The organism is Pseudomonas sp. FFPRI_1 (genome assembly GCF_055384485.1).
In genome coordinates this window covers 1,034,675-1,060,376 of record NZ_AP029168.1, presented here as the reverse complement: position 1 = coordinate 1,060,376, position 25,702 = coordinate 1,034,675, and the positions used below count along the sequence as shown (strand labels likewise).

Here is a 25,702-nt window from a genome sequence, read left to right as displayed (position 1 = left end):
GAGTTTAGAAACCGTTCATGAACAGGCTCTGTGAAAACCATGGAGACGCCGCCTGCATCCCGGGCAACCCGGGACCGCATCCAGTCAGAGGTGGTTTTCACAGAGGCTGCTAGCCGCCGGACTTCTTCGCCTTGAATCCCTGCTTGACCAGCTCCGCCAAGAGTAGCTCGACGTGATCGCCCTGGATCTCAATGACACCGTCCTTCAAGGCGCCACCGGTACCGCAACGTTTCTTCAACGTCGCGGCCAGCTCCTTGAGGGCGTCCTCGGCCAGGGGCACGCCGGTGATGGTGGTCACCGTCTTGCCGCCACGGCCCTTGTTTTCGCGGCGCACGCGGGCAATGCCGTCGCCGGCCGGAATCAGGGTTTGTTTGCAGATACAGGCGGCCACCGGCTGGCTACAGTCCGGGCAATGTCGACCTGCGTCGGTGGAAAACACCAGGCCACCAAGGGCGGCGAAGGATGCGGCTTTTTTGGCCACCGGCAATCCTCTTGGGAGGACAAAGACTGGTCGAAGCATATGGCGCTGCCATCGACCGCGAAGCCCCACTCAGGCAGGGGCAGCGCTACTGGGCCGACGGCGGATAAAAGACAACGCCGGCTCAGCTTGAAAAGGCGCGCAGTGTAACGGCAAAAAGCCCACTTGCTAAGAGCCAATCAGCGCCAATTTATGCAACTTTAGCGACGTCGGGCCAGATAGCGTTGCAAGGCGGCCAGAGAGTCCGGGCAATAGGGCTTTTCGTGGATTTCCCGCAGCACCTGATCCAGTGGCAGGAAGTGCGCTTCGAGAACTTCTTCAGGCTGCAGGCGCAGCGGGCCATCCCACACGGCACTGAACGCCGAGCACCAGAGACGGTTGCCGGTGTCCTCGAAAAAGAAGTGGTCGTGGGCGACCAGTTCCACCCCGCTCACCCCCAGCTCTTCTTCCAGTTCCCGGGCGGCCGACTCGGCATAGCTCTCGCTGGCCAGGACCATGCCGCCGGCGGCGACGTCCCAGTAGCCCGGGTAGATGGCCTTGCTCAGGGTGCGCCGGTGCACGCACAGCTCACCGGCGGAGTTGAACAGCATGATGTAGGTGCCCCGGCCGATCAGGCCGCGCTCGCGCAGCTCGGAACGGACCATGGCACCCAGCAACTGGTCTTCGCCATCGACCCAGGCGATCTGTTCTGCGTCGGAGGCGGCGCGATGGGCCGCCTCATTGGTGGTTGCGACCATGGATCAGCCTTGATTGAGCAGTTGGCGCAAGTCGATGACCGCCGCGTTGGCCCGGGAAATATAGTTGGCCATCACCAGCGAGTGGTTGGCCAATATCCCGAAACCGCTGCCGTTGAGGATCATCGGGCTCCAGACCGGTTCCTGGGAGGCCTCCAGTTCACGGATGATCTGGCGCACGCTGACCGTGGCATTCTTTTTCGCCAGTACATCAGCGAAATCCACCTCGATCGCCCGCAACAGGTGCGACAGCGCCCAGGCCTGGCCACGGGCCTCGTAGAACACGTTGTCGATCTGCATCCACGGGGTTTCCTCCACCACCTCGTCCACCTGCGGCGCCTGGCCCGGGGCCGGGGTTTCGGTTTTCAGCGCGGTGTTGAGCTTGACCCGGCCGACGCTGGCCGAGAGCCGCTGGGACAGCGAGCCCAGGCGCGTACCGACATCACCCAGCCAGTTGTTGAGGTTGTCGGCACGGGCATAGAACTGCGCGGTCTTCTGGTTCGGGTCGGACAGGCGCGCCTGGTAGCGGCTCAGGGAATTGATGCCGTCCTGATACTCCGACTCGCTGGATGGCAGCACCCAGCTCTTGTTGTCGAAGTTGAAGCGCGGCTCGGCCTTGGCCAGGTCGGCATCCTCGGCGGACTGCGACTGGGAGCGGGCGAAGTCCTTGCGCAGGGCACGGGTCAGGTCGCGGACCTGGACCAGCACGCCGTATTCCCAGCTCGGCATGTTGTCCATCCACAGGCCCGGCGGGAAGCGGTCGTTGGAGATATAGCCGCCCGGCTTGTCCAGCAGGGTACCGGCCACAGTCTTGAGGGTTTCCACGGTGGTGTAGCCCACCACCATCTGCCGGCCTTCCTTCTCGGCGGCAATCTGGGCGTTCTGCTGGACCGGGAACAGCGCCGGTTCCTGGCTCCAGTACCAGCCCAGGGCACCGGTGACCAACAAGTACAGGCCCAGCAAGGTGGCCAGGGCGCGGCTGAACAGCAGGCCACCGAAATAGCTGCGTGTCGCCGACTTGGGTTCGGCAGCCCGATCCGGCGCGCTGCCTGCGCGATTCTTCCAATCCAGCATGGCTATGTCCTTTCAATCACTTTTGGGTTCATCGGTTCGACCACAACCCTACTCCATCGTGCCTTGCCTTGACGGGATATCTCTTCCGGCAAATGCGCGCCGCGCAATGATTGCGAATCAGGCAGCCACTATAAATGAAGCACAGTCCCGAAGCCTATGCGACCAGCCGGTCAGGAACTGAATCGGCTCGCCTTGCACATTATTGACGTACGACACTCATGGGACGCAAAAGTGGTGCTAGCATAGAGCCACCAGTCGATCTCAGCATGCACCCTAACTAGTAGTCAGGATATGACCGAGCCAGAAGACCCCAGCCGTGAGCGCCTCAAGCACCACTTTGCCCAGCGGGTAATTCATCAGGCACGTCAGATTCTTGAGATATGGCAGCGTCTGCAGCGCAGCGAATGGTCGACCACTGACATGTCGGAACTGTGCGAGGCCAATCTGCGCCTGCTGCGGTTCGCCGAACGCTTCGAACAACCCGAACACACTCAGTTGGCCCGCAGCATCAGCCAGTCGCTGGAAGCCGTGGATGCCAACCGCGGGCGCCTGAGCAGCAACCTCATCACCGACCTCAACCGTTTGATGCAACGCCTGTCGCGTACCGGGCTGCGTCACGGCGATCAGCTGGAACAAACCTTCCTGCCACCGCTGCGCAAACCGATCTACGTGATGCTGCAGGATCACGACCGGGCCGAGCGCCTGGCCAAGCAGCTGGAGTTCTTCGGCCTCAGCGCCCAATCCCTGGACAGCGTCGCGGCGTTTCGCTCATCCATGGTCGAGCGCCTGCCGGCGGCGATTGTCATCGATGTGGATTTCTGCGGCCCCGGCATCGGCCTGACCCTGGCCGATGAGGCCCAGCTCGGACTGGAGCAGAAGCTGCCGCTGCTGTTCTTCAGCCTGCATGAAACCGATACCCCGACCCGCCTGGCGGCCGTGCGCGCCGGTGGCCAGGAGTTTCTCACCGGCACCCTGGAAGCCTCCAGCCTGCTGGAAAAGATCGAAGTGCTGACCTGCGTCGCCCAGTACGAGCCCTATAAAGTGCTGATCATCGACGATTCCCGGGCCCAGGCGCTGCACACCGAGCGCCTGCTCAACAGCGCCGGGATCGTTACCCGTACCCTGATCGAGCCGATCCAGGCCATGGCCGAGCTGGCGGACTTCCAGCCGGACTTGATCATCCTCGACATGTACATGCCGGCCTGCACCGGCACCGAGCTGGCCAAGGTGATCCGCCACAACGACCGCTACGTCAGCGTGCCGATCATCTACCTGTCGGCCGAGGACGACCTGGACAAGCAGCTCGACGCCATGAGCGAAGGCGGCGACGACTTTCTCACCAAACCGATCAAGCCGCGCCACCTGATCACCACCGTGCGCAACCGCGCGGCCCGGGCGCGCAACCTCAAGGCGCGGATGGTCCGCGACAGCCTCACCGGGCTGTACAACCATACCCACATCCTGCAACTGCTCGAAGACTGCAGCTTCCGCGCTCGCCGCGAGGGCAAGCCACTGAGCTTCGCCATGCTCGACATCGACCACTTCAAGCGGGTCAACGACAGCCACGGCCACCCCATGGGCGACCGAGTGATCAAGAGCCTGGCGCTGTTCCTCAAGCAGCGTCTGCGCAAGACCGACTTCATCGGCCGCTACGGCGGTGAAGAGTTCGCCATCGTCATGCCCGACACCGACCAGGAAGCCGCCTGCAAGGTGCTCGATGAAATCCGCCAGCGCTTTGCCGAGATCCACTACCCGGCTCAGCCCCAGGACCTGTGGTGCACCTTCAGCGCCGGGGTGGTGGAAATGCAGCAAGACTCCGACAGCCTGATGATGGCCAGCCAGGCGGACGAGGCCCTGTACCGCGCCAAGCACGGCGGACGCAACCGGGTGCAGGCCGCGCGGCAATCAAGTCAAAGTGCCACTTTTTCATCCGAATCCACTGATTCGGTCATAACCTTGTAATACAAACGCAATAAGTTCGGGCGCTTACCATTTAAGCCGTTGGTAGAGCCCCGATGCGCCTGAAGCTGCTGACCAATCTCAACACCCTGCTATTAGTTGCCGTGTGCCTGGCCCTGGGGGCGACGCTCTGGTGGTCGCAGCGAGCCCTGGAGCGCCCCTACCTGCTGATGGAGCGGTACCTGGGGTTGTCCCAGCAGTTTCAGAATCAAGTGGCGCGCAATATCGAGGACTACCTGGCCAGTGGCGACGCGCTGCGCCTGAGCAGTGCCGCCCAGGCGATCGAGACCCTGCAGAGCGAACTGGCCGAGCTGCCACCGCAACTCGCGCAAAGCCTGCGCCCGAGCCTGGCCAGCCTCGACGAGTTCAGCAAGACCGACCTGTTGGCGGCAGGCAAGCTGGCGGGCGATCCGCAGGCCCTGCTGCTGCAGGCCGAGCGGGAACTGAGCGCCAACCTGGAGCAGTTCAGCCAGTACGCCAGTGGCACCGGGAAAACCGATGCCGCAGCCTACCTGCCATTGCTGCTGACGGCTTCGCAGCACCTGGGCAAGCTGTCCCTGGCCCGGGACAAGCTGGTGAGCAGTGGCCGCAGTGAACTGGCTGCCGACGTCGAGCGCGAAGTGAACAACATCCGCGCCCAGGCCGAGCTGATCGAGGCCCTGCCGTTATTGGGCGTGACCGCCAGCAGCGAATCCGGCACCGACGACTTCGCCGCCCTGATGGGGCTGGAAAACACCCAGAAGGCCGCTGCCGAAGACGTCGGCGTCGGCCTCAAGCGCGAACTCAACAGCCTGCTCAACCGCTACCCCGCAGAACTTGAGCGCACCCGGCAACAGATCCAGAAACGTGCCGACCTGAGCGCCGCGACCCTGTTGAAGATTACTGCCGTACGCCAGGCCATCGCCGAGCTGGAACCTGCGGTGCGCGCCCAGCACGGGCAGATCCAGGGCGAGGTACGACTGATGCAGGGCCTGATGATCGGCCTGATCCTGCTGATCGCCCTGGTGATCGACACCTTGCAGCGCCGGCTGGCCCGGGTCCTGACCAATCTGGCCCCGGCGCTGTCGACCTGGGCCGATGGCGACTTCAGCCGGCCGATCCAGCTGGGCAAGACCAATTACGAACTGCACGCCATCGAAGAATCCCTGAACCGCTTGCGGGCCTATCTGGTGGACCTGGTGGGCACCATTCGCCAGAACGCCGAACAGGTGGCCGGCAGCAGCCGGGCCCTGGCCGACCTCAGCAGCGGCCTGCACAGCGGCGCCGAGCGCCAGGCTGGCGATACTGCGCAGATCCGCGATGCCCTGGGCGAACTGGAAGCCACCATCCAGCAAGTGGCCGGCGACGCCAGCCAGGCCGCCGATGCCAGCCGCAGCGCCGGGCTGGCAGTGCAGCAAGGGCAGAAAGTCATTGGCCTGAGCCTGACCGGGCTGCACGCCCTGGTGGGCGAGGTGCAGGGCAATGCGCAGATGATCGAACACCTGGCACAGGAGTCCGCCACCATCGGCGGCGTGCTGACGGTGATCCGTTCGATTGCGGACCAGACCAACCTGCTGGCCCTCAACGCAGCCATCGAAGCCGCCCGCGCCGGCGAAATGGGCCGCGGCTTTGCCGTGGTCGCCGAAGAGGTGCGTACCCTGGCCCAGCGCACCGCCGGGGCCACCGCAGAGATCCAGAGCCTGATCGCCGGCCTGCAGAGCGCCGCGCAGCAATCGGTGCAGGGCATGCGTGCCCAGGTGGAGCATGCCGAGGCCACCGCCAGCCAGGCCCAGGCTGCCGATGGCGCCCTGGACGAAATCGTCGGGGCGATCCAGACCATTGCCGAGACCGCCGTGCGGATCGCCGATGTCACCGCCCAGCAAAGCGGCGCGGTGAGCGAGATCCGCGACCACAGTGAGCGTATCCATCAACTGGGCGGCGACAACCTGCAACGCATCGGCGAAGGCCGGGCCCAGGGCGACAACCTGCTGGACCTGGGCGGCCAGTTGCACACGGCAGTGCAAGCCTTCCGCGTCTGACCCCGGACACGCCCGCCCGAGACCGGCCTCGACGCCTAGGGCAAGGACCTCGCCGCATGAAATACCTGGAGACGGGCTGAAACTGCCCGCTTCGCCCGCGGCGCCCAGCCTGACAGCACTGGAGCGCAACATCGGCGAAACCCACGGCAAACACGCCCCTCCACATGGCTTGCAGGCAAATGACCGGATTTAATCGCTTGGTCACATATTTTGCGCAAACATCGGTCATCGTGCTGGCTATTGCCGAGAACTGGACAGTCATAAAGTCTTTCCGGCATAGTCGCCGGGTTCTGACAACAGCACCCCGATAACAAGGAACAACCGATGGCCACCCTACTGGTTCTTCACGGACCCAATCTGAACCTGCTCGGCACCCGTGAACCGGGGGTCTACGGTGCAACCACCCTGGCCCAGATCAATCAGGATCTGGAGCAGCGGGCCCGTGATGCCGGGCACCATCTGCAGTACCTGCAGAGCAACGCCGAGTACGAATTGATCGAGCGCATCCATGCCGCACGGGATGAAGGCGTGGATTTCATTCTGATCAATCCAGCAGCTTTTACGCATACAAGCGTCGCATTACGTGACGCGCTGCTGGCGGTGAGCATCCCATTCATCGAAGTGCATTTGTCTAACGTGCACAAACGCGAACCTTTCCGCCATCACTCCTACTTCTCCGACGTTGCGGTGGGAGTGATCTGCGGCCTTGGCGCCAGCGGTTACCGACTGGCCCTGGAGGCCGCACTAGAGCAGCTTGAACAACAAGCTAAACGCCCCTGACCGACCCTTGGGAGTTGATGATTCATGGATATCCGTAAAGTTAAGAAACTGATCGAACTGCTGGAAGAGTCCGGCATCGACGAGCTGGAGATCAAGGAAGGCGAAGAGTCCGTACGCATCAGCCGCCACAGCAAGACTCCAGCCCAGCAGTACTACGCACCGGCTCCGGTAGCCGCCCCCGTAGCTGCACCTGCCGCCGCCGCTCCAGCCGCTGCCGCTGCACCTGCCGCCCCAGCCGCTCCGGCACTGAATGGCACCGTGGCCCGCTCGCCGATGGTCGGTACCTTCTACCGCAAATCTTCGCCTAGCTCGCCAGCCTTCGTCGAAGTCGGCCAGAGCGTGAAGAAAGGCGACACCCTGTGCATCGTCGAAGCGATGAAGATGATGAACCACATCGAAGCTGAAACCAGCGGTGTGATCGAATCCATTCTTGTCGAAGACGGCCAGCCGGTTGAGTACGACCAACCGCTGTTCACCATCGTTTGAACCGCGGAGAGTCTTTGATGTTGAAGCCTGCGAAGTTGGAAAAAGTCCTGATCGCCAACCGCGGCGAAATCGCCCTGCGGATCCTGCGTGCCTGCAAGGAAATGGGGATCAAGACCGTCGCCGTCTACTCCAAGGCCGACAAGGAGCTGATGCACCTGGGCCTGGCGGACGAGTCCGTCTGCATCGGGCCTGCGCAAGCCGCACAGTCCTACCTGCACATCCCGGCCATCATCGCCGCCGCTGAAGTCACTGGCGCCACCGCTATCCACCCCGGCTACGGCTTCCTCGCGGAAAACGCCGATTTCGCCGAACAGGTGGAAAACTCCGGCTTCGCCTTCATCGGCCCGAAAGCCGAGACCATCCGCCTGATGGGCGACAAGGTTTCTGCCAAGCACGCCATGATCGCCGCCGGCGTACCCACGGTTCCAGGTTCCGACGGCCCGCTGCCGGAAGACGAGGAAACCGCGCTGCGCATCGGCCGTGAAGTCGGCTACCCGGTGATCATCAAGGCCGCTGGCGGCGGCGGTGGTCGCGGCATGCGCGTGGTGCACAAGGAAGAAGACCTGATCGCCTCGGCCAAGCTGACCCGCTCCGAAGCGGGCGCGGCGTTTGGCAACCCGATGGTCTACCTGGAGAAGTTCCTGACCAACCCACGTCACGTGGAAGTCCAGGTACTGTCCGACGGCCAGGGCAATGCCATTCACCTGGGCGACCGCGACTGCTCGCTGCAGCGTCGGCACCAGAAGGTCCTCGAAGAGGCGCCGGCACCGGGCATCGACGAGACTGCTCGCCAGGAAGTCTTCGCCCGCTGCGTCAAGGCGTGCATCGACATTGGCTACCGTGGCGCCGGCACGTTCGAGTTCCTCTACGAGAACGGCCGCTTCTACTTCATCGAGATGAACACTCGCGTGCAGGTAGAGCACCCGGTTTCGGAAATGGTCACCGGTATCGACATCGTCAAGGAGATGCTCAGCATCGCCGCCGGCAACAAGCTGTCGTTCACCCAGGATGACGTGGTCATCCGCGGGCACGCGCTGGAATGCCGGATCAACGCCGAAGACCCGAAAACCTTCATGCCAAGCCCCGGCACGGTCAAGCATTTCCATGCTCCGGGCGGCAACGGCGTGCGCGTCGACTCGCACCTGTACAGCGGTTACGCGGTTCCACCGAACTACGATTCGTTGATCGGCAAGCTGATCACCTACGGGGCCACCCGTGACGAAGCCATGGCGCGCATGCGCAATGCGCTGGACGAAATCGTCGTCGACGGGATCAAGACCAACATCCCGCTGCACCGCGACCTGACCCGTGACGAAGGCTTCTGCACAGGGGGCGTGAACATTCACTACCTCGAGCACAAGCTGGCCGAGCAACACTGATCGGCAACCGCCACACCGCCAAGGCCGCTTTCGAGCGGCCTTGGCGTATCTGCTTGTCTCCCCGCGCTCTGTAGGAGCGAGCCTGCTCGCGAACCGCGAACCGCGAACCGCGAACCGCGCAGCGCGCCATTGCCTAGATTGCCTGATCAGCCGCTATCGCAAGCAAGAACCAGGCATCCCCCTCGCTCCCACGGGTCGTCTCGCGTAAACTTGCGCGCTTCTCGCGGCCCGCTAGGCTGCACATCACATTTTTCGAAGGTGCCCGCCATGCCTTGGCTGCAAGTCCGTCTCGCCATCAGCCCAGAACAAGCCGAAACCTACGAAGACGCTTTTCTTGAAGTCGGCGCCGTCTCGGTGACCTTCATGGACGCCGAGGATCAACCGATCTTCGAACCCGAACTCAATACCACCCCGCTGTGGTCCCACACCCACCTGCTGGCCCTGTTCGAAGGCGGCACCGAAGCCGCCAGCGTACTCGCTCACCTCGAGCTGCTGACCGGCAGCCCACTGCCCGAGCACCACAGCGAAGTCATCGAAGACCAGGACTGGGAACGCAGCTGGATGGACAACTTCCAGCCCATGCGCTTCGGCCAGCGCCTGTGGATTGTCCCGAGCTGGCACGCCGCGCCGGAGCCGGAGGCCGTCAACCTGCTGCTGGACCCGGGCCTGGCCTTTGGCACCGGCACCCACCCGACCACCGCCCTGTGCCTGGAATGGCTGGACGGCCAGGACCTCAAGGGCTGCGACGTACTGGACTTCGGCTGCGGCTCGGGGATCCTCGCCATCGCCGCCCTGCTGCTGGGAGCCAGGCAGGCCGTCGGCACCGATATCGACGTGCAGGCCCTGGAAGCTTCCCGTGACAACGCCGGGCGCAACAACATTGCCGAGGCTCTGTTCCCGCTGTACCTGCCGGAACAACTGCCCCAGGTCCAGGCCGACGTGCTGGTGGCCAACATTCTCGCCGGCCCCCTGGTTTCCCTGGCCCCGCAGCTATCGGGCCTGGTCAAGTCCGGTGGGCGCCTGGCGCTGTCGGGCATCCTCGCCGAACAAGGCGAAGAAGTGGCTGCCGCTTATGCCCAGGACTTCGATCTGGACCCGATCGCCACCCTCGATGGCTGGGTGCGCATCACCGGCCGTCGGCGCTAGAATGGCCGCCTGCATAATCCGGATGGCCGCATGACCGACAGCTTCGTCACCCAGTGCCCGCATTGCCAAACCAGGTTCCGCGTCAGCCACGCTCAATTGAGCGTGGCCCGCGGGGTGGTTCGCTGTGGCTCCTGCCTGCAGGTGTTCAACGCCGCGCGGCAGTTGCTCGAGCAACGCGCGGCCAGGGAAGCTGCCACGCCGAAAGCCACTGCCAAACCGGCAGTACCGCCGGTCGCTCCCGCGGCGCCGGCAACACCGGCAGCCGCGGCGCCCCAAACGGATCTGCCGCCGCCGACCGCGCCTGCCACCCCTCAGCGTGCCATCAGCCAGAAACAGTGGTCGGCCGCCGAGATGGACCTGGATCACCTGGACCTCGACGAAGAACTGGCCAAGCTCGAACAGCGCGAGATCCAGCCGGCCAAGACCTTTGGCCAGGAACGCGAGCACAAGGAAGGCAGCCTCAGCGCCCGACGCGATACCCGGGATGCCGATGAGGCGAACTGGCCCGATGGGCTGTTCGGCAGTGCCGCCGAACAGGACGAAGACGAGCCCTCGCCCCTCAAGATGCAAGCGAGCGACACCGAGACCAGCCCCGAGCCACCCAAGCCCAGCCGCACCGAACCGTCGCTGTCGTTCAACCTGGCGGACCTGGATGACGAGCCCCAGGCTCCACGGTTGCGCCTGGATGATGACCTCGAACCCCTGGCCGCTCATCCTGCAGCCGACCCCAGCGAACAGGACGAGCCGCCCGAGCCAGCCGCCCAAGGCAAAAAGCGCCGCGAGCGCAACGAGCCCGGAGTCAAGGAAGAGGTGCTGCTGGACCTGGTGGACGACCCGCTGCACCTCGATTGGCAAAAGCGACGTTCGCCCTGGGGCCGACGCCTGCTCTGGTTGCTGCTGATCCTGCTGGCTGCCGGTGGCCTGGTAGGCCAGTACGTCGCCTATCACTTCGATGAACTGGCGCGCCAGGACCAGTACCGCCCCTGGTTCCAGGAACTGTGCCCGGAACTGGGCTGCACAGTGCCGTCCCGGGTCGATATCGCCCGGATCAAGAGCAGCAACCTGGTGGTGCGCAGCCATCCGGAGTTCAGCGGGGCCCTGGTGGTGGACGCCATCATCTACAACCGCGCGCCCTTCTCCCAGCCCTTCCCGTTGTTGGAACTGCGCTTCGCCGACCTCAATGGCCATCTGATTGCCAGCCGCAGCTTCAAGCCTGGGGAATACCTGGGTGGCGACTTGCAGGATGCCGCGGAAATGCCGCCGCAGACGCCCATTCACATCGCCCTGGATATTCTCGACCCAGGACCGAAAGCTGTGAACTACAGTCTGAGTTTCCACTCGCCCGAGTGAATCAGCCAAACAAGCTGATGGAAAATTCTGGATTGACGACAGATTTATGACTGCATCGCCCAGATTAATCCCGGGGCGATAACGGAAGAACTGTTCAGATTTTATCCAATTCAGCCTTTATCCGGTCATCGAGAGCGGGTATCATGCCAACCCTTTTTCGAACTCTCATGATCCGGCCCCACAACAGGGAAGTCCTATGTCGGCGGTACGCATCGGCCCATACACAGTGCACAACGGCTTGATTCTCGCCCCGATGGCGGGGGTCACCGACCAGCCCTTTCGTCAGCTTTGCAAGCAATTAGGCGCGGGCCTTGTAGTCTCGGAAATGGTCACCAGCGACATGAGCTTGTGGAACAGCCGCAAATCGCGGTTGCGCATGATCCACGAAGGCGATCCCGAGCCCCGCTCGGTACAGATCGCCGGTGGCGATGCACAGATGCTGGCAGACGCCGCCCGCGCCAACGTCGAGTTGGGCGCACAGATTATTGACATCAACATGGGTTGTCCGGCGAAGAAGGTCTGCAACAAGGCCGCCGGTTCCGCGTTGCTGAAAGACGAAGCCCTGGTCAACGAGATTCTCCAGGCGGTGGTGGCCGCGGTGGATGTACCGGTCACCCTGAAGATCCGCACCGGCTGGGACCGGGAGAACAAGAACGGCCTCACGGTGGCGAAGATCGCCGAGCAGGCAGGCATTACGGCACTGGCGGTCCATGGTCGGACCCGGGCCGACCTGTATACCGGTGAAGCCGAGTACGACACCATTGCCGCGATCAAGCAGGCGGTGTCGATTCCGGTCTTCGCCAATGGCGACATCGACTCACCCGAAAAGGCCCGGCACGTATTGCACGCTACCGGCGCCGACGGGCTGTTGATCGGCCGGGCCGCCCAAGGGCGGCCATGGATTTTTCGTGAAATCGAACACTTCCTGAGCACCGGTGAAACCCTCCCGGCCCCGGAGCTGTTCGAGGTGGAACGTATTCTGCTAGAGCACCTGGCCGCGCTGCATGCCTTCTATGGGGATGTCATGGGCGTACGCATTGCGCGCAAGCATGTGGGCTGGTATCTCGCAACCCTGCCGGGCGCCAGGGAGTTTCGCGCCCACTTCAATCGTTTGGAAGATACGGAAGCACAATGCGCCAACGTTCGGGAGTTCTTCGCCGGGCGTTACAAGAGCCTGGCGACAGGGGACGGAGAGGGGGTGGCCGCATGACGATGATGACCGAGACTTTAGTGAGTGGAACTACACCCGTGAGCGACAACGTGAATTTGAAACAGCACCTCAATACCCCCAGCGAAGAAGGCCAGACCCTTCGCGGGAGTGTCGAGAAGGCGCTGCACAATTATTTCGCCCACCTTGAGGGCGCTGCCGTCACGGACGTGTACAACCTGGTGCTCTCCGAAGTCGAGGCTCCGTTGCTCGAAAGCGTGATGAACTACGTCAAGGGCAACCAGACCAAGGCCAGCGAACTCCTGGGTCTGAACCGCGGCACCCTGCGCAAGAAACTCAAGCAGTACGATTTGTTGTAAGCATTCAATCAAACCAGAAAGGCGCCCGCGTAAAAAACGGTCGCCTTTTTTGCTGACTCCTTTGCTTTTGATGGAAATTGAGATGACCGACCAGACTACCCGCCTGCCGATCCGCCGCGCCTTGATCAGTGTTTCCGACAAGACCGGGATCCTCGAATTCGCCAAGGAGCTGGAAGCCCTCGGCGTGGAGATCCTCTCCACCGGCGGGACCTTCAAACTGCTGCAGGACAACGGCGTGTCCGCAGTGGAAGTCGCGGATTACACCGGTTTCGCGGAAATGATGGACGGCCGGGTGAAGACCCTGCATCCGAAAATCCACGGCGGTATCCTCGGTCGTCGCGGCATCGACGACGCCATCATGAACGAGCACGGCATCAAGCCGATCGACCTGGTGGCAGTCAACCTCTACCCCTTCGAAGCCACCATCAACAAGCCAGGCTGCGACCTGCCGACCGCCATCGAGAACATCGACATCGGCGGCCCGACCATGGTTCGCTCGGCGGCCAAGAACCACAAAGACGTGGCCATCGTGGTCAACGCCAGCGACTACGCCAGCGTCCTGCAAGGCCTGAAAGCCGGCGGCCTGACCTACGCCCAGCGCTTCGACCTGATGCTCAAGGCCTTCGAACACACCGCGGCCTACGACGGCATGATCGCCAACTACATGGGCACCGTGAACCAGGCCGCCGAGACCCTGAGCACAGAAGGCCGCAGCGAGTTCCCGCGGACCTTCAACAGCCAGTTCATCAAGGCCCAGGAAATGCGCTACGGCGAGAACCCGCACCAGAGCGCGGCGTTCTACGTGGAAGCCAAGCCGGCCGAGGTCGGCATCGCCACCGCTACCCAGCTGCAAGGCAAGGAGCTGTCGTACAACAACGTGGCCGACACCGACGCCGCCCTGGAATGCGTGAAGAGCTTCGTCAAGCCGGCCTGCGTCATCGTCAAGCACGCCAACCCGTGCGGCGTAGCCGTTAGCCCCGACGCTGAAGGCGGCATCCGCCAGGCCTACGAACTGGCCTACGCCACCGACACCGAGTCGGCCTTCGGCGGCATCATCGCCTTCAACCGCGAGCTGGATGCCGAAACCGCCAAGGCCATCGTCGAGCGTCAGTTCGTCGAAGTGATCATTGCCCCGAGCGTCAGCGAAGAAGCCCGCGCCATTGTCGCCGCCAAGGCCAACGTGCGCCTGCTGGCCTGCGGCGAGTGGTCGGCTGACCGCGCCGCAGCCTGGGACTACAAGCGCGTCAACGGCGGCCTGCTGGTGCAGAGCCGTGATATCGGCATGATCGGTGCCGATGACCTGAAAGTGGTGACCAAGCGCGCCCCGACCGAGCAAGAGATCAACGACCTGATCTTCGCCTGGAAAGTCGCCAAGTACGTCAAGTCCAACGCCATCGTCTACGCCAAGAACCGCCAGACCATCGGTGTCGGCGCCGGCCAGATGAGCCGCGTGAACTCCGCGCGGATCGCCGCCATCAAGGCTGAGCACGCCGGTCTGCAGGTAGCCGGTTCGGTCATGGCCTCCGACGCGTTCTTCCCGTTCCGCGACGGCCTGGACAACGCCGCCAAGGTCGGTATTACCGCAGTGATCCAGCCGGGCGGCTCGATGCGTGATGCCGAAGTGATTGCCGCAGCCGACGAAGCCGGGATTGCCATGGTCTTCACCGGCATGCGTCATTTCCGTCACTAAGAGCAGCACAAGCATCAAGCTGCAAGCGACAAGCCAGAGCCGACCGCAGTCGCCCTTGCTTGCGCTTGCAGCCTTTCTCATTCAAAGCCGCACGCCGCACTTCAGAGCGACCCAGATTGCTCTTCACTTGCAGCTTGCGGCTTGTAGCTTCCTCCGAAGGAGTCTGACTTGAACGTTTTGATCATTGGTAGCGGCGGTCGTGAACACGCCCTGGCCTGGAAAGTCGCTCAGGACCCACGGGTCGAAAAAGTATTCGTCGCCCCGGGCAACGCCGGCACCGCCATCGAGGCCAAGTGCGAGAACGTCGATATCGACGTGCTGGCCCTTGAACAGCTTGCAGATTTTGCAGAGAAGAACGTGTCCCTGACCATCGTCGGCCCGGAAGTGCCGCTGGTGGCCGGCGTGGTCGACCTGTTCCGCTCCCGTGGCCTGGACTGCTTCGGCCCGACCGCCGGCGCGGCTCAGCTGGAAGGCTCGAAGGCCTTCACCAAGGATTTCCTGGCTCGGCACAAGATCCCCACCGCCGACTACCAGAACTTCACCGAGATCGAGCCGGCCCTGGCCTACCTGCGCGAGAAAGGCGCACCGATCGTGATCAAGGCCGACGGCCTGGCCGCCGGCAAGGGCGTGATCGTCGCCATGACCCTGGCCGAAGCCGAGGACGCAGTGCGTGACATGCTCGCCGGCAATGCCTTCGGCGACGCCGGTTCCCGCGTGGTCATCGAGGAGTTCCTCGACGGCGAGGAAGCCAGCTTCATCGTCATGGTCGACGGCAAGAACGTCCTGCCCATGGCCACCAGCCAGGACCACAAGCGCGTCGGTGACGGCGACACTGGCCCCAATACCGGTGGCATGGGCGCCTACTCGCCGGCACCGGTGGTCACCGCCGATGTGCACCAGCGGGTGATGGACCTGGTGATCTGGCCGACCGTGCGCGGCATGGCCGAGGAAGGCAACGTCTACACCGGCTTCCTCTACGCGGGCCTGATGATCGACAAGGCCGGCAACCCGAAAGTCATCGAGTTCAACTGCCGCTTCGGCGACCCGGAAACCCAGCCGGTGATGCTGCGCCTGCAGTCGAGCCTGGTGCTGCTGGTGGAAGCCGCCCTGGCCCAGGCCCTGGACAAGGTCGAAGCACAATGGGATCCACGTCCGAGCCTGGGCATCGTGCTGGCCGCCGGCGGCTACCCGGGCGACTACGCCAAGGGTGCCGCGATCACCGGCCTGGACGCCGCCGCCACTCTGGAAGGCAAGGTCTTCCACGCCGGCACCGCACTCAAGGACGGCCAGGTGGTGACCTCCGGCGGCCGGGTGCTCTGTGCCACGGCCATGGGGGACAGCGTCGATGCGGCCCAGCAGCAAGCCTACCGCCTGGCAGCCAAGATCGACTGGCAAGGCTGCTTCTACCGCAAGGACATCGGCTACCGTGCCATTGCCCGCGAGCGTGGCCAGGAGTAAGGCCGTCCAAGCCTCCGGCAAGGGGTTCAAGCCCTTGCCGGGCGGCTATTACGCCGCGCATAGTTATAATCAGGCATCAACCAACGAAGGGATTTCGCCGTGCGCTGGCTCAGGATTGCCCTAGGCTTCACCGTCACATTGCTGACCCTGCTCTGCTTGACCCCGGCCCTGGCCGCCCAAGGCAGTGGCTGGGCGGTGCTGCTCGACGAACAGGCCGACCTGCAGCTCAGTGACATCCGCTCCCCGCGCTACACCAATCAATTCAGCCCGATCGAACTGGACAAGCTGACCGCCGCCGAGCCCGATGGCGCCCTGTGGCTGCGCTTCAAACTCCAGCCGGGAACCCACGAGCAGGTGCTGCGGATCTTCGCGCCCGACCTGTCCCACCTGAATCTCTATGTGCTCGACGGCGACAAGCTGATCGAGCAAGTGAACACCGGCTCCAGCCGTTCCCAGGCGCAAAAGCCCCTGCCCAGCAGCGATTTCATGTTGCCGCTGCCGCAAAGCGCCAAGCCCCTGGAAGTCTATGTGCGCCTGGTGTCCGAGCACGAACTGCGCCCCTACATCACCTTGCAATCGGCGGTGACGGCCGCCGCCGACCAGAGCCAGACGCTGATCTACGGCCTGCTCTTCGGCTGCCTGGCGATGCTGATCCTGCACAACCTCACGCGCTTCGCCTACACCCGCTCGCGCAGCAGCCTGTGGCTGGCGGCCTGCGAGAGCCTGCTGACCCTCAGCCTGCTGATGCTGCTGAACCTGCTGGCGCCCTGGCTGCCGGACTGGCAAGCGCTGCAGACCCCAGGGGCCTATGTCGCCCTGCTGCTGACCGCCCCGTGCGGGATGATGTTCGCCTACCGCTTCTTCGCCCCCCTGGGCCCGCATCCACTGAACCGGCTGCTGCTGGGCAACATCCTGCTGATCAGCCTGTTCGGCCTGTTGCTGCTGTTCGTCAGCACCCTGCCCTTGAATGTCATCACCTATGGCCTGGTGGCCCTGGCCGGCCTGAGCATGCTGTTCGTCGGCGGCTACCATTGGCATCAGGGCTATCGCCCGGCGCGGCTGTTCGTGGCCGCGATGGTGATCTTCAACCTCGGCACCCTGGTGATCCTCCCGGCCCTGCTCGGCCTGACCCTGGTACCGCCGCAAGGCCTGATCGTCACCCTGCTCAGCGTGGTGTGCATCGCCGGCCTGCTGATGAGCGTTGCCTTGGGCGAGCGCCAGCGCAGCATCACCGAGAACCGCTTCAGCGTCAGCCGCGACCTGGCCGCCAGCACCGCCGAGGTCAACGCCAAGGCCGAGTTCCTGGCCAAGATCAGCCATGAAATCCGCACCCCCATGAATGGCGTGCTGGGCATGACCGAACTGCTGCTGGGCACACCACTGTCGGTCAAGCAGCGCGACTACGTGCAGACCATCCACAGCGCCGGCAACGAGCTGCTGACCCTGATCAACGAGATCCTCGACATCTCCAAGCTGGAGTCCGGGCAGATCGAGCTGGACGACGTGCAATTCGACCTCAACGCCTTGATCGAGGACTGCCTGAGCATCTTCCGGGCCAAGGCCGAACAGCAGAATGTCGAGCTGATCAGCTTCATCCAGCCGCAAGTGCCGCGGGTCATCAGCGGCGATCCGACGCGCCTGCGCCAAGCCCTGCTGAGCCTGCTGGAAAACGCCCTGAAGAAAACCGACGAAGGCGAGGTGCTGATCGTCGTCGCCCTCGACGAGCGCAGCAGCAAGCCGCGCCTGCGCATCGCCGTGCAGGACAGCGGCCAGCCCATGGACGCCGAAGAGCGCGAGGCCCTGCTGCACACCGAGCTGCACAGCAAGAACTTCCTCGCCACCACCCGCCTGGGGGGCAACCTCGGACTGGTGATCGCCCGTCAGTTGATCCTGCTGATGCACGGCGAGTTCGGCATCAAGAGCGGTACCCAGCAAGGCAGCACCCTGTGGCTGACCCTGCCCCTGGACGCCGAACGCCTGGAGCACCCGACCGCCGACCTCGACGGCCCGCTGCAAGGCGCGCGGGTACTGGTGGTGGACGACAACGACACCTGCCGCAAGGTCCTGGTGCAGCAATGCAGCGCCTGGGGCCTGAACGTCAGCGCCGTGCCGTCGGGCAAGGAAGCCCTGGCCCTGCTGCGCACCAAGGCGCACCTGCGGGACTACTTCGATGTGGTATTGCTGGACCAGAACATGCCCGGCATGACCGGCATGCAACTGGCGGCCAAGATCAAGGAAGACCCGAGCCTGAACCACGACATCCTGCTGGTGATGCTCACCGGCATCAGCAATGCGCCGAGCAAGGTGATTGCACGCAATGCCGGGATCAAGCGCATCCTCGCCAAGCCAGTGGCCGGCTACACCCTCAAGACCACCCTGGCCGACGAGCTCAGCCAGCGCGACAAGGCACCGACAGCGCCCTACAACCTGCCGCTCAATCCGCCCCCGGCCCCGGCATCGGTCACTGTGCCCAGCGACTTCAGCATCCTAGTGGCCGAGGACAACAGCATCTCCACCAAGGTCATCCGCGGCATGCTGGGCAAGCTCAACCTGCAGCCCGACACCGCCAGCAATGGCGAAGAGGCCCTGCAGGCGATGAAAGCCAAGCGCTACGACCTGGTGCTGATGGATTGCGAAATGCCGGTGCTCGACGGCTTCTCCGCCACCCAGCAACTGCGGGCCTGGGAAGTCGGCAACCAACGGGTGCGTACCCCGGTGGTGGCGCTCACCGCGCACATCCTTGCCGAGCACAAGGAGCGCGCGCGCCAGGCCGGCATGGACGGGCACATGGCCAAGCCGGTGGAGCTCTCGCAGCTGCGCGAACTGGTGGAACACTGGGTGACCCAGCGCGACCTGCGCGAACGCAACGCCGCGCACACCAGTTGAGCCGACAGTCTCGGCGGCGCCTGTTAAACTCTCGCTCGCCCTCCTTAGTCGTGAGCTCCCGCCATGCTCCACGTGCTGTTCAGCGTTTACCTGAAGATGCTGGTGCTCTATAGCCCGTTCTTCGTGCTGTCGTGCTTTATCAGCCTGACCCGCGGCTACTCCCTCAAGGAACGCCGGCGCCTGGCCTGGAAAGTCGCCCTGGCGACCCTGGTCTCCAGCGTCCTGCTGTACCTCTTCGGCCGGGTGATCTTCGGCGTGTTCGGCATCACCGTGGACGCCTTTCGCATCGGCGCGGGCAGCGTGCTGTTCATCTCCGCCCTAGGCATGGCCCAGGGCAAGTCGGCGGTACAGACCGACAACGTGCAGCAGGACGTGACCATAGTCCCGCTGACCATTCCTCTCACCGTCGGCCCGGGCACCATCGGTGCCCTGCTGGTCATGGGCGTCAGCCAGCCGCACTGGGACGACAAGCTCACCGCGATCCTCAGCATCGCCCTGGCCAGCCTCACCGTGGGCGTGGTGCTGTACCTGTCCAACCGCATCGAACGGATCCTCGGCGACCAGGGCCTGCAGATCGTCAGCCGGCTGATGGGGTTGTTCGTCTGCGCCCTGGCGGCGCAGATCATCTTTACCGGGGTCAGGGGCTATCTGGTGCCCTGACACCGGCTCGACCCGGCAGCGGATAAGGAACATCACATGCCCGGCAGTGAAGACCGCCAACTCATCCAGCAGCAATGGCAGGACGAACGCTACCCCCGGGAGAACTCCATCTCCCTGGGCGCTGGCTTCTACTGCCTGTTCGAGCTGCCCCATGAACATCCCCAACTGATCAACAAGCGGTGGATGCCGGCCTCGGACTACAGCGCCGGCCAGGGCTGCGAGGGCCTCGCGGCCCTGGCGCAATGCGTCGCCAGCAGCGGGCCTTGGCAGGCCAGGGCCGGCGAGTGCAGCGCTCATGGCGCAGATGGCTTCCTGGCCTTGCAGGAAAAAGATGCGGATGCACTGATCTGGCTGATTGCCTTGCGGGACACCAACCCCTTCAACCGGGTAGAGATTGAGGATCAATACGTCCTTGCCGAATCGACCTCCGGGGTCAGGGTGCGAATCCCCATTCAGCGCCCCGACCAATTGACCCTGACCTGGCCCTGAACCGAGCCCCATGGAAACACTCACCGCCAACGCCGCCATCGACCTCTTGAGCAGACACCGGCTGCCCGGCCTCAATGCTGACGCTCGGGCCTCCCACCTCCTGAACTGGTGGGGGATAGACAGCGACGACCTTGAGTTCGCGACACTTGCACCCAGCCTGCAACAACAGATCCTGACGCAACCGGAGCCCCCGGAAGAGGCACAGGACCCACGCTACGCAGCGCTGCTGCTGATCGCCCTGCGCGCCGAATACCGTGGCGTCAGCCACCTGTATCTGATGCGCTGCCTGCGTGAAGCCGGGCTAGGCGATTACCTCGTCAGCCCAGGCCTCGAACACCGGGAGGCCTGCCCCTGCTGTGGCTATCGAACCCTGTCGGAGCGGGCCACGTACGAGATCTGCGACCTGTGCCATTGGGAAGACGACGGCAGCGAAGCGCTGGATGTGCCGAGCGGACCGAACCATCAAACCCTGGGCCAGGCCCGGGAACACTTTGCCCGCCACCAGGACCACCTGCCCCTGGACAAGTGGCCTCGCGCCGCCGAGTACCCAACATGATTCCAGCACCCCTGATTGCCCTGATCGAAGCCCAGCCCCGCTACCGCCCGCGCCCTGAAGCCGGCGAAGTCAGCCAAGCCCTGGAAGCCCTGGGCATCGCCCAGGACAGCGAGTTCGCGCAGGTCCACCTGGCCTGCCACCCCGCCGACTTCAGCAGCCGTGCCAGCAACGAAATGCTCTTCGACCTTGTCGGACCCGGCGAGGAGATCCTCGCGGCCACCGAGTTCATCCACGAGGTTTGGGAACTGCCCCAGCACTTCGTCGCCTTCACCTCATTGCAAGGCGAAGGCGGCTATTTGCTGGACAAGCACAGCGGCGGTGTCTGGGATTTCGACCTGGGCGACTGGGAAGCCTTCGTCGCCGGCCGCATTCCCGCCAGATGGGCCAGCTTCTTCGAATTCATCAGCTGGCTGCTGACTGCCGAGCCCAGCGACCCGTAGCAGTCGACTTGCCGGCGAAGAGGCCCTTGAGCCTTGCAGGGCCCTGGCGGACGCCTTCGCCGGCAAGCCGGCTCCTACACGGGTTTGTTGCCGTACCAGCGCGGGGTGTACACCCACTCGCCGCCCTCGGCCCGGGGGAACACGCAGGTGGTGGAGGAACCCACCAGTACCATGGTGCGCATGTCCACCTGCTCCGGGGTCAGTTCGCCCAGGGTGATCACCCGCAGGGTCTGGCCCGGGCGGCCGATATCACGCCCCAGCACCACCGGGGTTTGCGGCGTGCGGTGCTGGCGCACGATCTCCAGGGCCCGGCCCAGTTGCCAAGGCCGCGAGCGGGAAATCGGGTTGTAGAAAGCCAAGGCCAGATCGGCCTGGGAGGCGAGGTCCAGGCGCTTCTCGATGATGTCCCAGGGCTTGAGGTTGTCCGACAGCGACAGCACGCAGAAGTCATGGCCCAGGGGGGCACCGGCCTGGGCCGCAGTGGCCAGGGAGGCGGAAACGCCTGGGAGGATCTGCAGATCGACGCGATGCCAGGCCGGGTCGCCGGACTCGTGCAGGGCTTCGAGCACCGCAGCGGCCATGGCGAACACCCCCGGGTCGCCGGACGACACCACCACCACCGAACGGCCCTGTGCGGCCAGTTCGAAGGCGTGACGGGCACGCTGCATTTCTTCGCGGTTGTCGGTGCAGTGCATGACCTGGTCGGCACGGAACGGCCCGGCCATGCGCACGTAGGTTTCATAACCCAGAATGTCGTTGGCCCGGGCCAGTTCGGCTTTCACTGCCGGCACCATCAGCTCGGCGGCGCCAGGGCCGAGGCCGATCACGGCCAGGCGCCCACGGGGGCGGCCGATTTGCTCCGGGTCCAGGGGCTGGCTGGCCACCGCGATGGCGATGTCGTCACCCACGCTCAGGGGCGGCAGCAGTTGCGCAACCGCGCGCTGGGCCAGTTCGACAACGCTGCTGGCAACCGGCGCAAAACGCAGGGGCACGCCCAGTTCGGCAGCGGCCTCATGCAAGCCGCGATGGGCCATGTCGCTGTCAGCCGCCAGCAGGCAGGCCAGCGATTGCACGGCGATGCGCTTTTGATGCAGGGCCTCGCGCAATGCCTCGGCGCCATGGATATTGCCGTTGCAGGCGATCAGCACACTGCGGGGATAGATCAGCAATTCGTTGGCGGCGGGCTCGCGCTCGGCCGAGCCGACGCGAATGGTCAGCCGGGCCTGCTGGTCTTGCGGCAGCCGGGCCTCGGCCAGCCAGGGCGCGGCGCCTTCGATGCGCACGCTTTCGCCGCCCAGCAGGTCGGAGACAAAGCGCTTGCCCAGCTCCAGGTCGCCCAGGGCATAGCCGCTGGGCGGGTTCAGCAGGCAGGTGCCGAAGCGCAGTTCACCGCTGGTGGTGATCGCCGCGGCGACACCCAGGCCAGCGGCGATTTCCCGGGCCATGACATTGACCCCACCCAGGCCACCCAAAAGCGGCACCACGGCGCTGCCGTCCTCGGCCACCGCCAGCACCGGCGGCTCGGCACCCTTTTCCAGGAGCAACGGTGCCAGGGTACGAATGACGATGCCCGCCGCGCACAGGGCGATGATCGGGGTGTCCTGTTGATAAAGCTGGCGCAACGTGGCGCCGAACTCCTGGTAGCTGCGATCCGCACCCTCGACCCGCTCGGCCAGGCCGTAGATCAACGCATCGGGATACAGCCGCTGAATGCTCCGGGCCGTGCCCAGGCTGCCTTGGCCCAGGATGACGATGGCGGCAAGCGAACGGGCCATCAGCCTTGCCACCTTTCGCCGGGAACGATGATCAGCGAGAAGTACGGCGAGGACATGGGCTCTACCTCGTTGAGGGGCACGATCTTCTGGTTGGCCATGGTGGCGCGCTCGACGTACAGCGCACGCTCCGCCAGCCCCAGCTCCTCCAGCACCTGGCGCACCTTGGGGAAGTTGCGTCCCAGCTTCATCACCACCGCCGCATCGGCATCTGCCAGGCGACGCTTGAGTTCGTCATGGGGCAGCACCCCGGAAAGCACCGACAGGCTCTGGTTGCGATACACCAGGGGCGCACCCAGCACGGAGGCGCCGCCCAGCATGGAGCAGACACCGGGCACCACTTCGGCCTGATAGCGCTCGGCCAGGCGGTCGTGCAGGTACATGTAGGAGCCGTAGAAGAACGGGTCGCCTTCGCAGATCACCGCCACGTCGCGACCGGCATCCAGGTGCTCGGCCAACTGCTGGCTGGCGCTGTCGTAGAAGTCGCTGATGATCTGCTCATAGGACAGCGGTTCCGGCAGCACCTCGGTGGTCACCGGGTACACCAGGGGCAGCAGGGTCTGGGCCTGTTGCAGGTGGGCCTCGATGATGCCGAAGGCGTTGCCCTTCTTGCCCTTGGCCACGAAATACGCCACCACTGGCGATTCGCGCAGCAGGCGCAGGGCCTTGAGGGTAATCAGTTCCGGGTCACCGGGGCCGACACCGAGGCCGATCAAACGTCCAGGCTGCTGCATCATTCGACCTCCGTGGCCAGGGCATTGACCGCGGCGGCGGCCATGGCGCTGCCGCCCAGGCGCCCCTGCATGATCACGAAGGGCACGCCGCGGCTGTCAGCAGCGAGCATGGCCTTGGATTCGGCGGCGCCTACGAAGCCCACCGGGAAACCGAGGATCAACGCCGGTTTCGGCGCCCCGGCGTCCAGCATTTCCAAGAGATAGAACAGCGCCGTGGGGGCATTGCCAATCACCACCACGCTGCCTTCCAGGTGCGGGCGCCACAGTTCCAGGGCGGCCGCCGAGCGGGTGTTGCCCAGCTCCTTGGCCAGCGCCGGCACGCTGTCGTCGCGCAGGGTACAGATCACCGGGTTGTTCGCCGGCAGGCGCGCCCGGGTAATGCCTTCGGACACCATCCGCGCATCACAGAGGATCGGCGCGCCGGCGGCCAGGGCCTCGCGCCCGGCCTTGCCGGCACCTGTGGAAAACTGCAGGCCATCGATGGCCTCCACCATGCCGCAGGCGTGAATCACCCGCACCGCGAGCTTCTCCAGGTCGGCCGGAATGCGATCCAGCCTGGCTTCTTCGCGAATGATCGCGAAGGAGTTGCGATAGATCTCCTGACCATCGCGGATGTAATCAATCATCAAGGTGGCTCCGTGGGCGGGCATCGAGCAGAGCCTCTGCCGCTTCAATAGTAAGGTTGCGGGCCCGCAGCCTGCCGAAACCCGGCTGCGTGGCATCGCGAAAATAAAGGTCGTAGCGTCCCGGCGCCACCGCCAGCAAAGTGGCTGGGGCCACATGGGCCGAGGCACAGGAGCGGCTGCAGGCCGACAGGTGTACCTCCGGTTGGCGGCCATGGCCCTGCAGCAAGGCCGCCAGCCGCAGGGCGTCGCCCTTGGTCTCGGCCAGGGCCTTGCCACAGCCTCTGGAGCCGGTGCAGGCGATCAGGTGGGCCAGGGCTTGCTCGGGACGGCACAGCAGACCCAACTGGTCCAGTTGCGCAGTAACCGCCGGGGCGTCCTCCGAGGCAATCCCGGGCAGCAGCAGGCTCTGCCAGGGCGTGAAACGCAGGCTGCCATCACCGTACTGCCGAGCCAGTTGCGCAACGCCCTTGAGCATCGCCGGGTCAAGGCGCCCCAAGGGCGTGACCGCACCGATATAGACCGGCTCGCGCTCCGGGCCCGTCGCGAGGAGGGGGTCCACGCGCTGTGGATAAGTACCGATGTGCAAGCCCTCGACGGCCGCCGGGCGCTGCCAACCGTCGATATCCAGCAAGGCAACGCCCAGGCGCTGGCGCAGTTGCGCGAGAAAATCCTCCAGGGGCATTTCGGCCAGCAGATGGCGCATGCGCGTCTGCTCCGGCCGGGCCCGTTCCAGGAACAGCTCCAGCACCGCCACCAGCAGCTCATGGCCGGCTTCGAGGGGCACCGCCGCCACCGGTTTATCCACAGGGCTGCCGGCCAGGCCGAAGGCCAGCAGCAAGCGTCCGTCCTGCCGCATCGCCGCCAGCCACAGATCGTGGTGATGCCCAAGCATGGCCAGGGCCTCGCCACCGTCGAGCTGCACGGCGAACTTGGCCGACAGTTCATGGAAGCGCGGATGGCTCTGCAAGGTCTCGAGGATCTGCCCCGCCAGGGGGCGGGTGTCGACCAGCATCTGCCGGTCGATGCCGGCGCCGGGGCTGAGCATCAGGTTGCGCACATCGTCGCCGGCCGCCGTGGTGGGTCCCAGGCCAGCGGCCAGCAAGCCCTCGATCAGCGCCCGGTGCTCGGTACCTATGCCGCGAATCTGCAGGTTGGCGCGGTTGGTGGCCTCGATCACGCCGCCGGCATAAGCCTGCGCCGCATCGGCCACCGCCAGCGCCTGGGCTGCGCTGATGACGCCACCCGCCAGCTTGATCCGACAGATGCCGCCGTCCAGCGCCGGGACGATGCGCAGCAACCCCGGGCAGGCCGAGGGGCGAATGGCGGTGGACATCGAGCGTTCGTTCAAGGGGGCAACCGGCAGTATGGGAACAGCGCTTCGTCAGCGCAGGCGCGGTATTATGCCTGCTTTGTCCGAAGGCATGAAAAGCTTGCCCATCGGAACCTTCGGTTTGAGGAAA

At 64.6% G+C, this 25,702-nt stretch carries 23 protein-coding genes; 16 read left to right on the top strand and 7 right to left on the bottom strand.

Annotated features, from left to right (window positions below; translation table 11 throughout):
- Positions 1-109 precede the first annotated feature (109 nt).
- The 3 genes from ACZ5BO_RS04675 to ACZ5BO_RS04665 form a co-directional block, all read right to left on the bottom strand.
- The gene (locus ACZ5BO_RS04675) at positions 110-481 is read right to left on the bottom strand and encodes a translation initiation factor Sui1 (protein WP_464698483.1); all 372 of its coding nucleotides are present in this window, start codon (positions 479-481) and stop codon (positions 110-112) included.
- A gap of 197 nt (positions 482-678) precedes the next feature.
- A complete protein-coding gene (locus ACZ5BO_RS04670) occupies positions 679-1,215 on the bottom strand; it encodes an NUDIX hydrolase (protein WP_025130569.1) in 537 nt (178 codons plus the stop codon).
- Between the two features lie 3 nt (positions 1,216-1,218).
- The gene (locus ACZ5BO_RS04665; protein WP_025130568.1) at positions 1,219-2,286 is read right to left on the bottom strand and encodes a DUF2333 family protein; all 1,068 of its coding nucleotides are present in this window, start codon (positions 2,284-2,286) and stop codon (positions 1,219-1,221) included.
- A gap of 291 nt (positions 2,287-2,577) precedes the next feature.
- Between ACZ5BO_RS04665 and gcbA the strand changes: the two genes are divergently transcribed.
- The 16 genes from gcbA (at position 2,578) to ACZ5BO_RS04585 (ending at position 21,110) form a co-directional block, all read left to right on the top strand.
- Positions 2,578-4,248 (top strand): diguanylate cyclase GcbA, encoded by a 1,671-nt coding sequence (gene gcbA, locus ACZ5BO_RS04660; protein WP_025130567.1) that lies wholly within the window; start codon positions 2,578-2,580, stop codon positions 4,246-4,248.
- 53 nt (positions 4,249-4,301) lie between these two features.
- Positions 4,302-6,263: a methyl-accepting chemotaxis protein gene (locus tag ACZ5BO_RS04655; protein ID WP_464698480.1), complete on the top strand. Its 1,962-nt coding sequence runs from the start codon at positions 4,302-4,304 to the stop codon at positions 6,261-6,263.
- Positions 6,264-6,587: 324 nt separating this feature from the next.
- A complete protein-coding gene (aroQ, locus tag ACZ5BO_RS04650; protein WP_025130565.1) occupies positions 6,588-7,043 on the top strand; it encodes a type II 3-dehydroquinate dehydratase in 456 nt (151 codons plus the stop codon).
- 24 nt (positions 7,044-7,067) lie between these two features.
- On the top strand, positions 7,068-7,529 hold the full coding sequence (accB, locus tag ACZ5BO_RS04645; protein WP_464698478.1) for an acetyl-CoA carboxylase biotin carboxyl carrier protein: 462 nt from the start codon (positions 7,068-7,070) through the stop codon (positions 7,527-7,529).
- Between the two features lie 17 nt (positions 7,530-7,546).
- Entirely contained in the window at positions 7,547-8,908 is a 1,362-nt protein-coding gene (gene accC / locus ACZ5BO_RS04640; RefSeq protein ID WP_464698476.1) for an acetyl-CoA carboxylase biotin carboxylase subunit, read from the top strand.
- 267 nt (positions 8,909-9,175) lie between these two features.
- Complete coding sequence (gene prmA / locus ACZ5BO_RS04635) at positions 9,176-10,054, top strand: 50S ribosomal protein L11 methyltransferase (protein ID WP_025130563.1); 879 nt, start codon at positions 9,176-9,178, stop codon at positions 10,052-10,054.
- A gap of 30 nt (positions 10,055-10,084) precedes the next feature.
- On the top strand, positions 10,085-11,404 hold the full coding sequence (locus ACZ5BO_RS04630; RefSeq protein ID WP_464698474.1) for a DUF3426 domain-containing protein: 1,320 nt from the start codon (positions 10,085-10,087) through the stop codon (positions 11,402-11,404).
- 196 nt (positions 11,405-11,600) lie between these two features.
- Complete coding sequence (gene dusB, locus ACZ5BO_RS04625) at positions 11,601-12,614, top strand: tRNA dihydrouridine synthase DusB (protein WP_025130561.1); 1,014 nt, start codon at positions 11,601-11,603, stop codon at positions 12,612-12,614.
- Positions 12,611-12,931 (top strand): DNA-binding transcriptional regulator Fis, encoded by a 321-nt coding sequence (fis, locus tag ACZ5BO_RS04620; RefSeq protein WP_003186237.1) that lies wholly within the window; start codon positions 12,611-12,613, stop codon positions 12,929-12,931. The genes dusB and fis overlap by 4 nt, the downstream gene beginning before the upstream one ends.
- Positions 12,932-13,013: 82 nt before the next feature.
- Positions 13,014-14,621 (top strand): bifunctional phosphoribosylaminoimidazolecarboxamide formyltransferase/IMP cyclohydrolase, encoded by a 1,608-nt coding sequence (gene purH, locus ACZ5BO_RS04615; protein ID WP_025130560.1) that lies wholly within the window; start codon positions 13,014-13,016, stop codon positions 14,619-14,621.
- A gap of 168 nt (positions 14,622-14,789) precedes the next feature.
- Complete coding sequence (gene purD / locus ACZ5BO_RS04610) at positions 14,790-16,079, top strand: phosphoribosylamine--glycine ligase (protein ID WP_025130559.1); 1,290 nt, start codon at positions 14,790-14,792, stop codon at positions 16,077-16,079.
- A 99-nt stretch (positions 16,080-16,178) separates the two neighbouring features.
- Entirely contained in the window at positions 16,179-18,965 is a 2,787-nt protein-coding gene (locus ACZ5BO_RS04605; RefSeq protein ID WP_025130558.1) for a hybrid sensor histidine kinase/response regulator, read from the top strand.
- A 63-nt stretch (positions 18,966-19,028) separates the two neighbouring features.
- Complete coding sequence (locus ACZ5BO_RS04600; protein ID WP_022642054.1) at positions 19,029-19,625, top strand: MarC family protein; 597 nt, start codon at positions 19,029-19,031, stop codon at positions 19,623-19,625.
- A gap of 36 nt (positions 19,626-19,661) precedes the next feature.
- Positions 19,662-20,114 carry a hypothetical protein gene (locus tag ACZ5BO_RS04595; protein ID WP_025130557.1) on the top strand — a complete coding sequence of 151 codons (453 nt, stop codon included), beginning with the start codon at positions 19,662-19,664 and terminating at the stop codon, positions 20,112-20,114.
- Positions 20,115-20,124: 10 nt separating this feature from the next.
- Positions 20,125-20,670 carry a CPCC family cysteine-rich protein gene (locus ACZ5BO_RS04590; protein ID WP_464698466.1) on the top strand — a complete coding sequence of 182 codons (546 nt, stop codon included), beginning with the start codon at positions 20,125-20,127 and terminating at the stop codon, positions 20,668-20,670.
- Complete coding sequence (locus ACZ5BO_RS04585) at positions 20,667-21,110, top strand: SMI1/KNR4 family protein (RefSeq protein ID WP_464698464.1); 444 nt, start codon at positions 20,667-20,669, stop codon at positions 21,108-21,110. The genes ACZ5BO_RS04590 and ACZ5BO_RS04585 overlap by 4 nt, the downstream gene beginning before the upstream one ends.
- Positions 21,111-21,184: 74 nt before the next feature.
- Here the strand turns inward: ACZ5BO_RS04585 and cobJ are convergent, their stop codons facing one another.
- Genes cobJ through cobG form a run of 4 tightly spaced genes read right to left on the bottom strand, consistent with a single transcriptional unit; the run spans position 21,185 to position 25,575 of the window.
- Entirely contained in the window at positions 21,185-22,885 is a 1,701-nt protein-coding gene (cobJ, locus tag ACZ5BO_RS04580) for a precorrin-3B C(17)-methyltransferase (protein WP_464698462.1), read from the bottom strand.
- Positions 22,885-23,619 (bottom strand): precorrin-2 C(20)-methyltransferase, encoded by a 735-nt coding sequence (locus ACZ5BO_RS04575; RefSeq protein WP_177330304.1) that lies wholly within the window; start codon positions 23,617-23,619, stop codon positions 22,885-22,887. The genes cobJ and ACZ5BO_RS04575 overlap by 1 nt, the downstream gene beginning before the upstream one ends.
- Positions 23,616-24,242, bottom strand: a complete 627-nt coding sequence (locus ACZ5BO_RS04570; protein ID WP_025130552.1) for a precorrin-8X methylmutase — start codon at positions 24,240-24,242, stop codon at positions 23,616-23,618. The genes ACZ5BO_RS04575 and ACZ5BO_RS04570 overlap by 4 nt, the downstream gene beginning before the upstream one ends.
- Complete coding sequence (cobG, locus tag ACZ5BO_RS04565) at positions 24,235-25,575, bottom strand: precorrin-3B synthase (RefSeq protein WP_464698460.1); 1,341 nt, start codon at positions 25,573-25,575, stop codon at positions 24,235-24,237. Before cobG ends, ACZ5BO_RS04570 begins: the two co-directional genes overlap by 8 nt.
- Positions 25,576-25,702 lie beyond the last annotated feature (127 nt).

Bases quoted from the DNA above. Each gene is read 5' to 3' on its own strand.
- fis (WP_003186237.1), top strand. From the start codon at position 12,611: ATGACGATGATGACCGAGACTTTAGTGAGTGGAACTACACCCGTGAGC.
- ACZ5BO_RS04600 (WP_022642054.1), top strand. From the start codon at position 19,029: ATGCTCCACGTGCTGTTCAGCGTTTACCTGAAGATGCTGGTGCTCTAT.
- ACZ5BO_RS04665 (WP_025130568.1), bottom strand. From the start codon at position 2,286: ATGCTGGATTGGAAGAATCGCGCAGGCAGCGCGCCGGATCGGGCTGCC.
- ACZ5BO_RS04575 (WP_177330304.1), bottom strand. From the start codon at position 23,619: ATGATGCAGCAGCCTGGACGTTTGATCGGCCTCGGTGTCGGCCCCGGT.
- ACZ5BO_RS04590 (WP_464698466.1), top strand. From the start codon at position 20,125: ATGGAAACACTCACCGCCAACGCCGCCATCGACCTCTTGAGCAGACAC.
- ACZ5BO_RS04570 (WP_025130552.1), bottom strand. From the start codon at position 24,242: ATGATTGATTACATCCGCGATGGTCAGGAGATCTATCGCAACTCCTTC.
- dusB (WP_025130561.1), top strand. From the start codon at position 11,601: ATGTCGGCGGTACGCATCGGCCCATACACAGTGCACAACGGCTTGATT.
- purH (WP_025130560.1), top strand. From the start codon at position 13,014: ATGACCGACCAGACTACCCGCCTGCCGATCCGCCGCGCCTTGATCAGT.
- aroQ (WP_025130565.1), top strand. From the start codon at position 6,588: ATGGCCACCCTACTGGTTCTTCACGGACCCAATCTGAACCTGCTCGGC.
- ACZ5BO_RS04630 (WP_464698474.1), top strand. From the start codon at position 10,085: ATGACCGACAGCTTCGTCACCCAGTGCCCGCATTGCCAAACCAGGTTC.
- cobG (WP_464698460.1), bottom strand. From the start codon at position 25,575: ATGTCCACCGCCATTCGCCCCTCGGCCTGCCCGGGGTTGCTGCGCATC.
- accB (WP_464698478.1), top strand. From the start codon at position 7,068: ATGGATATCCGTAAAGTTAAGAAACTGATCGAACTGCTGGAAGAGTCC.
- ACZ5BO_RS04585 (WP_464698464.1), top strand. From the start codon at position 20,667: ATGATTCCAGCACCCCTGATTGCCCTGATCGAAGCCCAGCCCCGCTAC.
- cobJ (WP_464698462.1), bottom strand. From the start codon at position 22,885: ATGGCCCGTTCGCTTGCCGCCATCGTCATCCTGGGCCAAGGCAGCCTG.
- ACZ5BO_RS04655 (WP_464698480.1), top strand. From the start codon at position 4,302: ATGCGCCTGAAGCTGCTGACCAATCTCAACACCCTGCTATTAGTTGCC.
- ACZ5BO_RS04670 (WP_025130569.1), bottom strand. From the start codon at position 1,215: ATGGTCGCAACCACCAATGAGGCGGCCCATCGCGCCGCCTCCGACGCA.
- gcbA (WP_025130567.1), top strand. From the start codon at position 2,578: ATGACCGAGCCAGAAGACCCCAGCCGTGAGCGCCTCAAGCACCACTTT.
- prmA (WP_025130563.1), top strand. From the start codon at position 9,176: ATGCCTTGGCTGCAAGTCCGTCTCGCCATCAGCCCAGAACAAGCCGAA.
- accC (WP_464698476.1), top strand. From the start codon at position 7,547: ATGTTGAAGCCTGCGAAGTTGGAAAAAGTCCTGATCGCCAACCGCGGC.
- ACZ5BO_RS04595 (WP_025130557.1), top strand. From the start codon at position 19,662: ATGCCCGGCAGTGAAGACCGCCAACTCATCCAGCAGCAATGGCAGGAC.